The following is a 13799-nucleotide window of genomic DNA, read 5'->3' as shown; positions in this document are numbered from 1 at the left end:
CCCGATGCCGCACGACCCGTGGAGCCCCGCACCGATGAGCAGCAGCCGAGCGCACGAGACGGTCGGGGCCTCCCTGGACGAGACCGACCGCCTGCTCCTCGCCCGGCTGGCCCGCGACGGCCGCGCCTCGTACGCCGAGATCGGGCTGTCGGTGAACCTCTCCGCCACCGCGGTCCGCCGCCGGATCGACCGGCTGCGGGCGCGCGGGGTGGTCCGCGGTTTCACCGTGGTGCTCGACCCCTCCGTCCTCGGCTGGCAGACGGAGGCGTTCGTCGAGGTCTACTGCCGCGAGCGGACCGCGCCCGAGGAGATCCTGGCCAGCCTGCGCCAGTTCCCCGAGGTGATCGCCGCCTGGACGGTCACCGGCGACCCGGACGCCCTGGTCCACCTGCGCGCCGCCGACATGCGCCATCTGGAGGCGGTCATCGAGCGGATCCGCCGGGAGCCCGGCGTCCAGCGCAGCCGTTCCTCCGTCGTCCTCTCCCAGCTCATCGGCTGACCTCCGGACGGCCCGGTCCGGCCCTGCGCAGGAATCCTGCGCGGGGCGCGTCGAAGACGCCCGAAACCTGCCTGACCGGCCGCGATCCGACGCGCGGCGGAGGCCCCGCGCTGCCTACGCTGATCACGTCCGGCAGAACGGTGCCCGTTCCCGTGCCGTCGGGCCCTCCCCGACCCCCCCACAGCCGAGAGGGACACCCGTGTCCGCAGCACCCGACCGCATGCACCGGCCCGACAGCGACCTGGTCGACCTGGTTTTCGACTACATGCGCGACCGTCTGCAGTACGACCCCGTCCCGCTCGACCACCCCGGCGACGGGGAGCACCTGCGTACCCAGCTGTCCGGCCTGATCAACCAGGACGGCAACGACCCGGCCGACGTGCTCAAGCTGTACGACCACGAGCTCTCCCGCGCGGTGATCTCCGCCGACAGCCCGCGCTACCTGTCGTTCATCCCGTGCGCCCCGACCAAGGCCGCGCTGCTCTTCGACATGGTCGTCTCCTGCGCCTCGCTCCAGGGCATCTCCTGGCTGGAGGCGGCCGGCGCCATCGCCGCCGAGAACCAGGTGCTGCGACTGATCGCGGACCGCGCGGGCATGCCCGGATCGGCCGGCGGCACCTTCGTCTCCGGCGGCTCGGCCGGCAACCTCTCCGCCCTCGTCGTCGCCCGCGACACCGCCCGCCGCCGCCTCGCCGAGCAGGGGCTGCCCAGCGGGCCGGAGGTGCGGCTGCGGGTCGCCGTCGCCGACCAGGTGCACTCCTCGGTCAAGAACACCTTCAACATCATCGGCGTCGAGGCCTTCAAGGTCCCGACCGTGAACCGCCGGTTCACCGGCGAGGCGCTGCGCACCGCCCTGGCCGCCGACCCGAACCCCGAGACCGTGATCGCGGTCGTCGGCACCGCCGGCACCACCAACGAGGGCATCGTCGACGACCTCCAGGGCCTCTCCGAGGTCGCCCGCGAGCGCGACCTGTGGTTCCACGTGGACGGCGCCTACGGTGGCGCGGGCCTCTTCGCCCCCTCCGTGCGCGCCCGCTACAACGGCATCGAGCACGCCGACTCCTTCGTGGTGGACCCGCACAAGTGGCTGTTCGCCCCGTTCGACTGCGCCGCGCTGATCTACCGCAACCCCCAGCTCGCCCGCGCCGTGCACACCCAGGACGCCTCCTACCTGGACGTGCTGCACACCGAGGGCGACGAGTGGAACCCGACCGACTACGCCTACCACCTGACCCGGCGGGCCCGCGGCCTGCCGCTCTGGTTCTCGCTCGCCGTGCACGGTGTCCAGGCGTACACCGACGCCATCGAGGCCGGCCTCGAACTGGCCCGGGACACCGCGCAGCTGATCCGCGACACCGAGCACCTGGAGCTGCTGTTCGACCCGCAGCTCTCCGCCGTCTGCTTCAAGCGGACCGGCTGGACCAACGCCGACTACTACCGCTGGTCGCAGCAGCTGCTCGCGGACCAGATCGGTTTCGTCACCCCCACCGGCTGGGACGGCGAGACGGTCGCCCGGTTCGCCTTCCTGCACCCCGGGACCACCATGGAGATGGTCCGCGAGATCCTGGACACGATGAGCTGAGGTCACGCTCGCCGAACCCCCGCCGGGCCCGCCCGGCGGGGGTTCGGCGTCACAGCAGCGCGCCGTTCGGCAGGTACGGCGCCGGCGGGCGCATCCCGCGCAGGCCCAGGTAGCCGCGGGTCTCCAGGGTCAGGCCCAGTTCCAGCCCGACGTCCAGCGCCCACTCCTGCTCGGCGGTCAGGTGGTCCACCCGGGCCTCCGTGCCGTCCGGCACCCGGGCGAGTGCCTCGCGCAGCAACCGGACGGCGATCCGCTTCGAGGACGCCGCCAGCAGCCTGATCTCGCCGCCGTCCCGGTAGCAGTAGCCGCTGCCCGCCAGCGCGTCCGCGACCAGCAGTTCCTCGCAGTGCGCCAGCATCAGCTCGTGGTCCGGGCCGTGCGCGGCGCCGCGCAGCCGCCGGTCCACCGAATCCAGCAGGTGCCGGTGCGAGGCGTTGCCCGGGTGCACCGGGATGTCCCCGGGGTCGAGCAGCCCGGCCCGGTCCACCTTGCCGGTCAGCCGCATCGCCGGGTGCAGGGTGAACCCCGCCAGCCGGTAGCGGCGGGCGGCCGCCGGGGACGGCGGGGCGCAGAGCATCCCGCGCAGGCAGCCCCGCCCGTACGCGGCGGCCCGCTCCAGCAGCAGCCGGCCCACCCCCCGGCCCTGTGCCCCCGGCACCACCGCGAACAGGGCTAGCACCCACACCCCCTCGCGGCGCAGCGACAGCACCGTGCCGATCGGCTCGCCGCCGATCTCGGCCAGCCAGCAGCCCTGCGGGTCGGTGCGGACGAGATGTCTGGTCCGGGCCAGCGGCAGGACCGGGGAGCGGGTCCGGTCACCGGCCCCGGGGGAGTCGGGCAGCGAGGCGGAGGCGGCGCGGGCGATGTGCTGGACGACCTCCGCGTCGGCGGCGGTGTCCTGGACCAGGCGCAGGATCATGGCGTCCATCCTGGCGGCCCGGGTGTCGCCGCGGGGCCGGTTCGCCGGGATCGGACCGCTCGGGCGGTGACCGTTCGCCCCGCCGGTGTGCGAGCATGGGGAGCGTAGGGGAGCGGCTGGCACACCCGGCCCACGGAAACCCCGCCGCCACGAACCAGTCGAAGACGTTCGCCGTCCGGGAAATGAATCCGGGCGGTTGTCGGTTGGTACTGGCGGCAGACCGTCGTCAAGACCGGGAGAAAGCAGATGACCGTCCAGGACGAGACCACCGTAGAGAGTGGCATCCTCCTCACCGACGCCGCCGCGGGCAAGGTCAAGGCCCTGCTGGAGCAGGAAGGCCGCGAGGACCTCGCACTTCGGGTCGCCGTCCAGCCCGGTGGCTGCTCCGGCCTGCGTTACCAGCTGTTCTTCGACGAGCGTTCGCTCGACGGCGACGTCCTCAAGGACTTCGACGGTGTCAAGGTCGTCACCGACCGGATGAGCGCCCCGTACCTGGGCGGCGCCACCGTCGACTTCGTCGACACCATCGAGAAGCAGGGCTTCACGATCGACAACCCGAACGCCACGGGCTCCTGCGCCTGCGGCGACTCGTTCAACTAGTCGTCCGAATTCGTTCGGTCGATGATCTGAACGACGGCGGCCCCGGGACTCCCGGGGCCGCCTTCGTCGTGTCTGCGGGAACGTTTCCGCAGAGGGTGCGCGGGGTCTTCCGCTACGGGGTGCCCGCGATCTCCGGTCCGACCGGCTCCGCCCCGACGTGCGGGTCGGTCTCCAGCGGCACCTCACGGCCGGTCGCCAGGTCCGTCACCGTGCGGCCCTGCAGGGGCTGCTTCAGGTCGGACACCACCGTCTGCCGCTTGGCCAGATCGGCGCAGGCCTGCCCGGCCGGGACCGGGGCCGCGACGGTCACCCGGATGTCGACCCGGCCCGGGTGCGACTCGTCGGCCTTGAGCGCGTACCGCTGGCAGATCCCGCCGTAGAACCAGACCGTCAGCCTGTTGCCGTCCACCCGGTAGGTGATCGCCGGGTGCACCTGCGAGCCGTTGGGCGGCGGCTCGCCGACCGCGATGCCGTTGCCGCCGGGGGGAGTCTGCGCCGGGGTCGGCGTCAGCGCCGGTGCCGGGGTGGTGGTGGCCGGTGGCGGACTGGCCGGCCGCGGATCGGGGGCGGTCGCCGTGGGATCGGCCGGCGGGGTGGTCACCGGAGCCGGGGCCGACGGGGACGCCGGGGCCGACCCGGGCGCCGACGGGGTCTCGGCGGTGCCCGCCGCGGGAGGGGCGGGCGCGCTCGCCGAGGGCACCGCGGTACCGGAGGCCGCCGCGTCCGAACCCGACTTCGCTCCGTCGCCGCACCCGGCCAGCACGGTCGCCGCCGCCAGTACCAGACCCGCCAGTGTCACCGCGCGTGCCCGGCCGGAACGCCGGGGCATCGTCTCCAGATCCATCTGTACTTCCTCCCGAGGGCTCAGCGGCACGCCTCCGGGGCCGCACCGCGCCGATGTGACGTGCGCCGGACGAATCCGGTTCCCGTCCGAGCCCGGCGGGTGCTCCGGCAGGGGCCTACAGCCCGTACTCGGGCATCCCCGCGACCAGCCGCTGGGTCCGCGAGGGGACCCTGAGCGCCGCCCGGGCGGGTGCGGCGTCCTGCGGACCGGTCGCCAGCAGCGGCCAGAACCGCCTCAGTCGCCGCGAGGAGTCCACCAGCGCGTCCAGCGAGTCGCCGTCCGCGTCGCCGAGCAGGGCGGGCGGGACCCGCAGCGGGTGGTGACTGGGCATCATCGGCCATCACTTCCGATCCACCGGTGCCGTGACGGGGGTGCCACGGGCCTGGGCGGGGCCGGGAACGGCCCCCTGTCTGCGACCCTAGGCCGGTCGTCCGGCCCCCACCAGAGCTACCGGTTGGTAGTACACCGTAGGGGGCGGAGGGTGCCGCCGAAGGCGTTCTTGCTGGCTCCCGCCCCCTGCCGGGTACCGTGAGTGGGTTCACCCACCGCCCTTCCACGGCCCTGCCGCCCTTCTGAGGAGACCCCGTGCGTATCGCCGTCGCCGGCTCGATCGCGACCGACCACCTGATGACCTTCCCGGGCCGGTTCGCCGACCAGCTCGTCGCCGAGCAGCTGCACACCGTGTCGCTGTCCTTCCTGGTCGACACCCTGGACATCCGCCGCGGCGGTGTCGCGCCCAACATCGCGTTCGGGATGGGCGTCCTGGGCCTGCGCCCGGTCCTGGTCGGCGCGGCCGGCGCGGACTTCGCGGAGTACCGCAGCTGGCTGGAGCGCAACAACGTGGACTGCCGGTCCGTCCACATCTCCGAGACCCGGCACACCGCGCGCTTCATGTGCACCACGGACGAGGACCACAACCAGATCGCCTCGTTCTACACCGGCGCCATGGCGGAGGCCCGCAACATCGAGCTCAAGCCGATCGCCGACCGGGTCGGCGGCCTGGACCTGGTCCTGATCGGCGCGGACGACCCGCAGGCGATGGTCCGCCACACCCAGGAGTGCCGCACCCGCGGCTACGCCTTCGCGGCCGACCCCTCCCAGCAGCTGGCCCGCCTCGACGGCCACGACATCCGCCAGATCGTCGACGGCGCCGCGTACCTCTTCACCAACGAGTACGAGGCCGCGCTGATCGAGACCAAGACCGGCTGGGACGCCGACGAGATCCTCGGCCGGGTCGGCACCCGGATCACCACCCTCGGCAGCAAGGGCGTCCGGATCGACCGCAAGGGCGAGACCCCGATCGTGGTCGGCTGCGCGCCCGAGAACAGCAAGACCGACCCGACCGGCGTCGGCGACGCCTTCCGGGCCGGTTTCCTGGCCGGCCTCTCCTGGGAGCTGGAACTGGAGCGCGCCGCCCAGCTCGGCTGCATGCTCGCCACCCTGGTCATCGAGACCGTCGGCACCCAGGAGTACGAGCTGCGCCCGAACGCGTTCCTGGAGCGCTTCGAGGGCGCCTACGGCGCGGAGGCGGCCGCCGACGTCCGGGCGCACCTGGTCAAGTAGTCCGCCGCACCAGGTAGGCCACGCCCCGGTCGCCCCCGTACTCGGCGGCCGGGGCCTCGCCCAGGTACTCCTGCCCGCGCATCCCGCACCAGGCGGGTACGTCCAGCCGGGCCGCCTCGTCGTCCGCCAGCACCGCGACCGTCCCGCCCAGGGGGACTCCGCCGATTCGCCGGGACAGCTCGATGACGGGCAGCGGGCAGCGCTTGCCGAGGGCGTCGAGGACGGTCGTCCCCCCGGCCGCGTCCGGATCCCCGCCCGCGTCCGGCTCCCCGGCCGGACCCGAGGGACCGGACTCCGGCGCGCGCTCCGGGGGCGGCGTCAGGTCCAGCCCCAGCGGGGCGCGGACACCGGCCACCAGGCCGGGCAGCACGGTCAGGAAGCGCTCGACGTCCGCCTCCGCCGCGCCGAACGGCAGCGAGACCCGGACGTTCCCCTCGGTGAGGACGCCCATGGCGGCCAGGACGTGGCTGGGGGTCAGCGTGGACGAACTGCAGGAGGAGCCGGAGGAGACCGCGAACCCGGCCCGGTCCAGCTCGGTCAGCAGCACCTCGCCGTCCACGTACAGACAGGAGAAGGTGACGACGTGCGGCAGCCGCCGCACCGGGTCGCCCACCACCTCCACCTCGGGCACCAGCTCCGGCACCCGGGTCCGGATCCGTTCGACCAGCGCGTGCAGGCGGGCGTTCTCCCGGTCCGCCTCGGCCCGTACCGCGCGCAGGGAGGCCGCCGCGGCCACGATCGCCGGCACGTTGACGTACCCCGGGACCCTGCCGCCCTCGCGCTCGTCGGCGGGCAGCGGCGAGGAGTACCGGACGCCCTTGCGCACCGCGAGCACCCCGACCCCGGCAGGTCCGCCCCACTTGTGCGCGGAGGCGGCCAGCAGCGACCAGCCGCCCGGCACGTCCACCCGCCCGGCGCTCTGCGCGGCGTCCACCAGCAGCGGCACGTCCCCGCACACCTCGGCCACCTCGGCGACCGGCTGGACGGTGCCGACCTCGTGGTTGGCGGACTGCAGCACGGCGAGCGCGGTGTCCGGCCGCAGCGCCGCCGCGAACCCCCCGGGGGCGGCCCGGCCGTACCGGTCCACCGGGACGACCGAGACCTCGCCACCGGCGGCCTCGTGCCGTTCCGCGGCGTGCAGCACGCCGGAGTGCTCGACGGCCGAGTGCACCAGGTGCCCGCCGCGGCGCCGGTTCCCGGCCAGGGCGCCCAGCACACCGAGGTGCACCGCCTGGGTCCCGCTCGCGGTGAAGGCGATCTCGTCGGCCCGGCAGCCGAGGACCCCGGCCACCGTCTCGCGGGCGGCGTCCAGGAGCATCCGGGCCTGCCGCCCGGACCGGTAGAGCCGGGCGGGGTCGGCCCATCCCTCGTCCAGGGCGGCGGTCAGCGCCTGCCGCGCGACGGGGTGGAGCGGTGCGGTGGAGGCCACGTCGAAGTACACGGTCACATTTAACGACACTCCCGGGTGTATTCCGGCGTGCCCCGGGTGCTTACCGACCGTCAGTCGATCACCCCGAATGTCCGAATAGTCCACGTCCGACGGACTGTCACGTACGTCGTCCGAGGTCATCCCCCGATCGGGCGTACGGACCCCTAATGCCTAGGATGACCTGCGGCGCAGCCCCTGCCGGGCCTGATCGGGTGTCCGGGCGGCGCGTTACCGGGACCTGCCCGTCAGCAGCGCATAAGGCTGGAGTAGGGTTTGGCCCGCATAAGCATTCAAACCGTGCCCGTGGTCGGGTCGCCGGGAGGCAGCAACCTCTCCGGGGCGACGCGAAGGCGGGCGAGACTTCGGGAAGGCGCTACGTGAGTCCCAACGGCTCCGACCGCTCGCCGCGGCGCACGATGCGGCGGAAGCTGCCTCAGGCGCTGGCACTGGGCCTCGTCATCGCGACCGCCACCGGCTGCTCGGCCAACGACCTCCCCAGGCTTGGCCTCCCGAGTCCTGTCACCGAGGAAGGGCCCCTGGTCCTCCACATGTGGCAGGGCTCCTGGATCGCGGCGCTGGTGGTCGGCGTACTGATGTGGGGTCTGATCATCTGGAGCGTGATCTTCCACCGGCGCAGCCGCACCGGCGTGCAGATCCCTCCGCAGACCCGGTACAACGTGCCCATCGAGGCGCTCTACACCGCGGTCCCCATCATCATCGTGTCGGTCCTCTTCTACTTCGTCGCCCGCGACGAGTCGAAGCTGATCGCCGTCTCCGAGAAGCCGCAGCACACCGTCAACGTGGTGGGCTTCCAGTGGAGCTGGGCGTTCAACTACGAGAACACCGAGAACCCCGACCCGGCCAACCAGGACGCGGCGTACGACGTGGGCACCCCGCAGGCGGCGCCGACCCTGTACCTGCCGGTCAACGAGACGGTGCAGTTCCGCCTCACCTCTCGTGACGTCATCCACGACTTCTGGCCCATCAACTTCCTGATGAAGATGGACGTCGTGCCGGGCGTGGTGAACAAGTTCGAGGTCACCCCGACCGTCAAGGGTGAATACATGGGCAAGTGCGCCGAGCTCTGCGGCGTCGACCACTCGCGCATGCTGTTCAACGTGAAGGTCGTCGACCGTGCCGAGTACGACCTTCACCTGAAGGAGCTCCGGGCCAAGGGGCAGACCGGCGCGGTGCCCTCCGGCATCACGACCATGGGAAGTGAAGAGAAGTGACCATCCTCAACGAGCCCGCCGCGGCCGGCGGGGGCGCCGGGGCCGTCACGGTCGGGGCGCAGCGGACCCGGAAGCCGGGTTCCACCATCATCAAGTGGCTGACCACCACTGACCACAAGACGATCGGCACCCTCTACCTGGGCACGTCGTTCGCCTTCTTCCTGATCGGTGGCGTCCTCGCCCTGGTCATGCGCGCCGAGCTCGCTCGTCCCGGGACCCAGATCCTGTCGAACGAGCAGTTCAACCAGGCGTTCACCATGCACGGCACGGTCATGCTGCTGATGTTCGCGACGCCGCTCTTCGCCGGCTTCGCGAACTGGATCATGCCGCTCCAGATCGGTGCCCCGGACGTCGCGTTCCCGCGTCTGAACATGTTCGCCTACTGGCTGTACCTGTTCGGCTCGCTGATCGCCGTCGCCGGCTTCATCACCCCGCAGGGCGCCGCCGACTTCGGCTGGTTCGCCTACGCGCCGCTGTCGGACGCGGTCCGCTCGCCGGGCATCGGCGCCGACATGTGGATCATGGGTCTGGCCTTCTCCGGCTTCGGCACGATCCTCGGTGCGGTCAACTTCATCACCACGATCATCTGCATGCGCGCGCCCGGCATGACGATGTTCCGGATGTCGATCTTCGTCTGGAACGTCCTGCTGACCGCCGTGCTGGTCCTGCTGGCCTTCCCGGTGCTGGCCGCCGCGCTGTTCGCCCTGGAGGCGGACCGCAAGTTCGGGGCCCACGTCTTCGACCCGGCGAACGGCGGGGCGCTGCTCTGGCAGCACCTGTTCTGGTTCTTCGGTCACCCCGAGGTGTACATCATCGCGCTGCCGTTCTTCGGCATCGTGTCCGAGGTCATCCCGGTCTTCAGCCGCAAGCCGATGTTCGGCTACTCCGGCCTGATCGCGGCCACCATCGCGATCGCCGGTCTGTCCGTGACGGTGTGGGCCCACCACATGTACGTCACCGGCCAAGTGCTTCTGCCGTTCTTCTCGTTCATGACCTTCCTGATCGCGGTCCCGACCGGTGTGAAGTTCTTCAACTGGGTCGGCACCATGTGGAAGGGCTCGCTGAGCTTCGAGACCCCGATGCTCTGGACGGTCGGCTTCCTGGTGACCTTCCTCTTCGGTGGTCTGACCGGTGTCCTGCTGGCCTCCCCGCCGATCGACTTCCACGTCTCGGACTCGTACTTCGTCGTCGCCCACTTCCACTACGTGGTCTTCGGCACCGTCGTCTTCGCGATGTTCGCCGGCTTCCACTTCTGGTGGCCGAAGATGACCGGCAAGATGCTGGACGAGCGCCTCGGCAAGATCACCTTCTGGACGCTGTTCATCGGCTTCCACACCACCTTCCTGGTGCAGCACTGGCTCGGCGCGGAGGGCATGCCCCGCCGCTACGCCGACTACCTGGCGGCCGACGGGTTCACCACCCTGAACACCGTGTCGACCATCGGCTCCTTCCTGCTCGGCCTGTCGATCCTGCCGTTCCTCTACAACGTCTGGAAGACCGCCAAGTACGGGGAGAAGATCGAGGTCGACGACCCGTGGGGCTACGGCCGTTCGCTGGAGTGGGCGACCTCCTGCCCGCCGCCGCGGCACAACTTCCTCACGCTGCCCCGGATCCGCTCGGAATCCCCGGCCTTCGACCTCCACCACCCGGAGATCGCGGCGCTGGACTACCTCGAGAACCACGGTGAGCCGGCCAAGCACCTCGCCGGTGTGACCCCGGCGAAGTACGACGCCCCGCAGCTGGGCAAGGGCAAGAAGGGTGGGGACGCCTGATGAAGGAACAGGGCAAGATCTTCCTGGGCCTGGCGGTCTTCGTGCTGGCCATGGCCATCACCTACGGGCTGTGGACCAACAACTCGGACACCGGCATCGAGGCGGCGGGCACCACCGCGCTGTTCCTCGCCTTCGCCCTCTGCGCCTTCATCGGGTACTACCTCGCCTTCACCGCCCGCCGGGTGGACAGCGGCGCGGGTGACAACCCCGAGGCCGAGGTCGCGGACGACTCCGGCGAGCTGGGCTTCTTCGCCCCGCACAGCTGGCAGCCGCTCTCGCTGGCGATCGGTGGCGCACTGGCCTTCCTCGGTGTGATCTTCGGTTGGTGGCTGCTGTACTGGTCGATCCCGGTGATCCTGATCGGCCTCTTCGGCTGGGTCTTCGAGTTCTACCGCGGCGAGAACCAGAACCAGTAGGTCCCCGCCACTCGCACAGGGCCGGGTATCCCGCACGGGATGCCCGGCCCCGTTGCGTCCCCGGAGTGACGGGCTCACCCTCCCGGCGCAACGGCGCGCCGCCCGGATGTCGCTCGGCCGGACCGGTTCCTACGATCTGATCAATCGTGCGAACCCCCGGAGGCGGTCATGGCCGACAGGCGCGGAATCGCGGGTATCGGCGGCATCTCGCTGGCCCTGGCAGTGCTGGCCCCGCTGGCCGGCTGCACGTCCGGAAGCGGCGACGACCTCGCCGGGACCGTCCGTACGGTCGACGCCGCGCGGCTGGTCCATCTCTCGGCGACCGAGCAGGTGGACCCGTCCCAGCCGGTCACCGTCACCGCCGAGCAGGGCAGCCGGCTCACCGACGTCACGGTGGTCGGCCCGGACGGCCGGGTGGTCGCCGGGCGGCTCTCCGAGGACCAGCGCAGCTGGCAGACCACCGGGCGGCTCAAGGCCGCCACCACGTACACCGTCCGGATCGCCGCCGACGACGGCAAGGGCGGCCGCGGTGAGACCACCGCGGGGTTCGCCACCGTCGCCGCCCAGCGGCTGCTGGCCGCCAAGCTCGGTCCGGACTCCTCCGGCAGCGGCGTCTACGGGGTGGGCCAGCCGCTCACCGTCCAGCTCTCCGAGGCGGTGAAGGACCCGCAGGCCCGCCAGGAGGTGGAGCGGGCCCTCACCGTCACCTCGCAGCCGGCCGTCACCGGCGGCTGGTACTGGGTGGACGACAAGAACCTGCACTTCCGCCCGGAGCAGTACTGGCCGACGGGCACCACCGTCAGCCTCGCCTTCGAGGGCACCGGCAGCCGGATCGCGGACGGCCTGTACGGCGGCGACCGGGCCGCGCTGGCGCTGCGGATCGGCGAACGGGTCGAGACCGTGGTGGACGCGGCGGCCCACGAACTCACCCTGAAGCGTGACGGCCAGGTGGTCCGGACGATCCCGGTCACCACCGGTAAGCCGGGGTTCGACACCCGCAACGGCGTCAAGGTGGTGCTCGGTCAGGAGCGCAAGGTCCGGATGAGCGGCGAGACGATCGGGATAGCGGCCGGCAGCGAGGAGTCGTACGACCTCGACGTCGAGTGGGCGACCCGGGTCACCTGGAGCGGCGAGTACGTGCACGCGGCGCCCTGGTCGGTGGGCGCTCAGGGGGTCGAGAACGTCAGCCACGGCTGCACCGGCATGAGCACCGAGAACGCCCGCTGGTTCTACCAGAACACCAGGGTGGGGGACCTGGTGACGGTGGTGAACAGCCGCGGCAAGGGCATGGAGTCGTTCGGCAACGGCTTCGGGGACTGGAACATCGCCTGGACGGACTGGGTCGGGCACAGCGCCCTCGGGCAGCCCGTCAGCACCACCGCGCCCGTCACCCGGGCCCCCGCCACCGGGATGATCGCCCCGCAGCTCTGAGGGGCCCGCCGGGCCCCTCCTCAGCCCTCGCCCGCCCCGTCGCGGTAGGCCAGCCGGAGCGCGGTGTCCACGGCCCCCAGGGCGTCCGGCAGTGGCAGCCCGAGCCGCCTGACCCGCTCGGCGTACTCGGCGGCCGCCGCGGCGGCCAGCCGGTGCGAGGCGTCGCCGACCGCGGCGATCAGGGTGCCGCGCCGGCCGTGGGTCTCCACCACGCCGTCCGCCTCCAGCTCCCGGTAGGCGCGGGCGACCGTCCCGGCGGCCAGCCCCAGTTCCTCGGCCAGCGCCCGGACGGTGGGCAGCCGCAGCCCGGTCGCCAGCTCGCCGCTGCGGGCCTGCCCGGAGATCTGGGCGCGGATCTGCTCGTACGGGGGAGTGGTGGAGGCCGGGTCGACGGACAGCTGCACGGAAGGGCTCCTGAGGTTCGGGCGGGTCGGGGTCGGTCGGGATCGGGGCGGAACAGCCCGAGGGCCGCCGACCAGATGAACTCTGGTCAGCGGCCCTCGGGGGTGACGCGGGGTGCGTACGGGATCAGTGGTGGCCGTGGCCGCTGGTGATCTCGTGGTGCTCCTCGGCGGTGGGCTTGGAGATCTGGCTGCCCTCGCCGTAGAAGCCGCGGGAGAGCTTCGCCCGGGTCCGGGTGATGACGTTGGCCTTGCGGGCCACGCCGTTCTCGTCCGTCGCGGCCGGCAGCTCGAACGGCTGCTGCTGCTCGTGCGCGGTGAGCGTGTGCAGCTCCTTCTGCGGCAGCTGGGCGTGCACCTCGATGAACTCGCCGTGCGGCAGGCGCTTGATGACGCCGGTCTCGCGGCCGTGCAGCACCTTCTCCTTGTCACGGCGCTGGAGGCCGAGGCACCAGCGCTTGGTGATGATGAAGACGAGCACCGGGATCACGAACATGCCCACGCGGACGAAGTACGTGACCGAGTTGATCGACAGGTGCAGGTGGGTGGCGAACAGGTCGTTGCCACCGGCCATCAGCAGGATCAGGTAGAGGCTGATCCAGGCGGCGCCCAGACCGGTGCGGACCGGGGCGTTGCGCGGGCGGTCCAGGATGTGGTGCTCGCGCTTGTCGCCGGTGATCCAGCCCTCGATGAAGGGGTAGACCGCGATCGCGGCCAGCACCATCGGGAAGATCGCCAGCGGCACCATGACACCCAGGTTCAGGGTGTGGCCCCAGAGGCTGATCTCCCAGCCCGGCATGATGCGGATCAGGCCCTCGGAGAAGCCCATGTACCAGTCGGGCTGGGCGTCGGTCGACACCTGGTCCGGCCGGTACGGGCCGTACGCCCAGATCGGGTTGATCGTGGCGATCGCCGAGATGACGGAGATGAGACCGAACACCAGGAAGAAGAAGCCGCCGGCCTTGGCCATGTAGACCGGCATCAGCGGCATGCCGACGACGTTCTTCTCGGTCTTGCCGGGGCCCGCCCACTGGGTGTGCTTGTGGTAGAAGACCAGGATCAGGTGGGCGACGAGCAGGCCCAGCATGATGCCCGGGATCAGCAGCACGTG

The 13799-nt window shown here is 71.8% G+C and carries 14 protein-coding genes; 8 read left to right on the top strand and 6 right to left on the bottom strand.

Annotated elements, in window-relative coordinates; translation table 11 throughout:
* Window positions 1–34: 34 nt before the first annotated feature.
* Both PUR61_RS25290 and PUR61_RS25285 read left to right on the top strand, forming a co-directional pair.
* Window positions 35–499, top strand: coding sequence for an Lrp/AsnC family transcriptional regulator (locus PUR61_RS25290; RefSeq protein WP_329881685.1), 465 nt, complete (start codon window positions 35–37; stop codon window positions 497–499).
* A gap of 199 nt (window positions 500–698) precedes the next feature.
* Entirely contained in the window at window positions 699–2081 is a 1383-nt protein-coding gene (locus PUR61_RS25285) for a pyridoxal phosphate-dependent decarboxylase family protein (RefSeq protein ID WP_329881684.1), read from the top strand.
* A 49-nt stretch (window positions 2082–2130) separates the two neighbouring features.
* Here the strand turns inward: PUR61_RS25285 and PUR61_RS25280 are convergent, their stop codons facing one another.
* Window positions 2131–3000: a GNAT family N-acetyltransferase gene (locus PUR61_RS25280; protein WP_329881683.1), complete on the bottom strand. Its 870-nt coding sequence runs from the start codon at window positions 2998–3000 to the stop codon at window positions 2131–2133.
* 246 nt (window positions 3001–3246) lie between these two features.
* Here PUR61_RS25280 and PUR61_RS25275 point away from each other — a divergent pair, with 246 nt between their 5' ends.
* On the top strand, window positions 3247–3600 hold the full coding sequence (locus PUR61_RS25275) for a HesB/IscA family protein (protein ID WP_329881682.1): 354 nt from the start codon (window positions 3247–3249) through the stop codon (window positions 3598–3600).
* A gap of 112 nt (window positions 3601–3712) precedes the next feature.
* Here PUR61_RS25275 and PUR61_RS25270 read toward each other — a convergent pair whose 3' ends face one another.
* The gene (locus PUR61_RS25270) at window positions 3713–4444 is read right to left on the bottom strand and encodes a hypothetical protein (RefSeq protein WP_329881681.1); all 732 of its coding nucleotides are present in this window, start codon (window positions 4442–4444) and stop codon (window positions 3713–3715) included.
* Between the two features lie 115 nt (window positions 4445–4559).
* Window positions 4560–4778, bottom strand: a complete 219-nt coding sequence (locus PUR61_RS25265) for a hypothetical protein (protein WP_327676422.1) — start codon at window positions 4776–4778, stop codon at window positions 4560–4562.
* Between the two features lie 251 nt (window positions 4779–5029).
* Between PUR61_RS25265 and PUR61_RS25260 the strand changes: the two genes are divergently transcribed.
* Entirely contained in the window at window positions 5030–6007 is a 978-nt protein-coding gene (locus tag PUR61_RS25260; protein WP_329881680.1) for a carbohydrate kinase family protein, read from the top strand.
* Here the strand turns inward: PUR61_RS25260 and PUR61_RS25255 are convergent.
* Window positions 6000–7577, bottom strand: coding sequence for a cysteine desulfurase/sulfurtransferase TusA family protein (locus PUR61_RS25255; protein ID WP_443035232.1), 1578 nt, complete (start codon window positions 7575–7577; stop codon window positions 6000–6002). The genes PUR61_RS25260 and PUR61_RS25255 overlap by 8 nt on opposite strands.
* Window positions 7578–7813: 236 nt before the next feature.
* Between PUR61_RS25255 and ctaC the strand changes: the two genes are divergently transcribed.
* The 4 genes from ctaC (at window position 7814) to PUR61_RS25235 (ending at window position 12287) form a co-directional block, all read left to right on the top strand.
* On the top strand, window positions 7814–8668 hold the full coding sequence (gene ctaC, locus PUR61_RS25250) for an aa3-type cytochrome oxidase subunit II (RefSeq protein WP_329881678.1): 855 nt from the start codon (window positions 7814–7816) through the stop codon (window positions 8666–8668).
* Window positions 8665–10440 (top strand): aa3-type cytochrome oxidase subunit I, encoded by a 1776-nt coding sequence (gene ctaD / locus PUR61_RS25245; RefSeq protein ID WP_329881677.1) that lies wholly within the window; start codon window positions 8665–8667, stop codon window positions 10438–10440. Before ctaC ends, ctaD begins: the two co-directional genes overlap by 4 nt.
* Window positions 10440–10856, top strand: coding sequence for a cytochrome c oxidase subunit 4 (locus PUR61_RS25240; RefSeq protein WP_329881676.1), 417 nt, complete (start codon window positions 10440–10442; stop codon window positions 10854–10856). The genes ctaD and PUR61_RS25240 overlap by 1 nt, the downstream gene beginning before the upstream one ends.
* A gap of 168 nt (window positions 10857–11024) precedes the next feature.
* Window positions 11025–12287 carry a L,D-transpeptidase gene (locus PUR61_RS25235; RefSeq protein WP_329881675.1) on the top strand — a complete coding sequence of 421 codons (1263 nt, stop codon included), beginning with the start codon at window positions 11025–11027 and terminating at the stop codon, window positions 12285–12287.
* Window positions 12288–12307: 20 nt separating this feature from the next.
* On the opposite strand, the gene PUR61_RS25230 is transcribed toward PUR61_RS25235, so the two are convergent.
* Entirely contained in the window at window positions 12308–12691 is a 384-nt protein-coding gene (locus tag PUR61_RS25230) for a GntR family transcriptional regulator (protein WP_329881674.1), read from the bottom strand.
* A 124-nt stretch (window positions 12692–12815) separates the two neighbouring features.
* Window positions 12816–13799, bottom strand: a 984-nt coding sequence (locus PUR61_RS25225; RefSeq protein ID WP_329881673.1) for a cytochrome b N-terminal domain-containing protein, incomplete at its 5' end; no start/stop codon positions are given.

This window comes from Streptomyces sp. BE20 (assembly GCF_036322525.1).
Lineage (GTDB): Bacteria > Actinomycetota > Actinomycetes > Streptomycetales > Streptomycetaceae > Kitasatospora.
The sequence above is the reverse complement of the archived record's forward strand: the minus strand, read 5'-3'. Positions and strand labels throughout refer to the sequence as shown.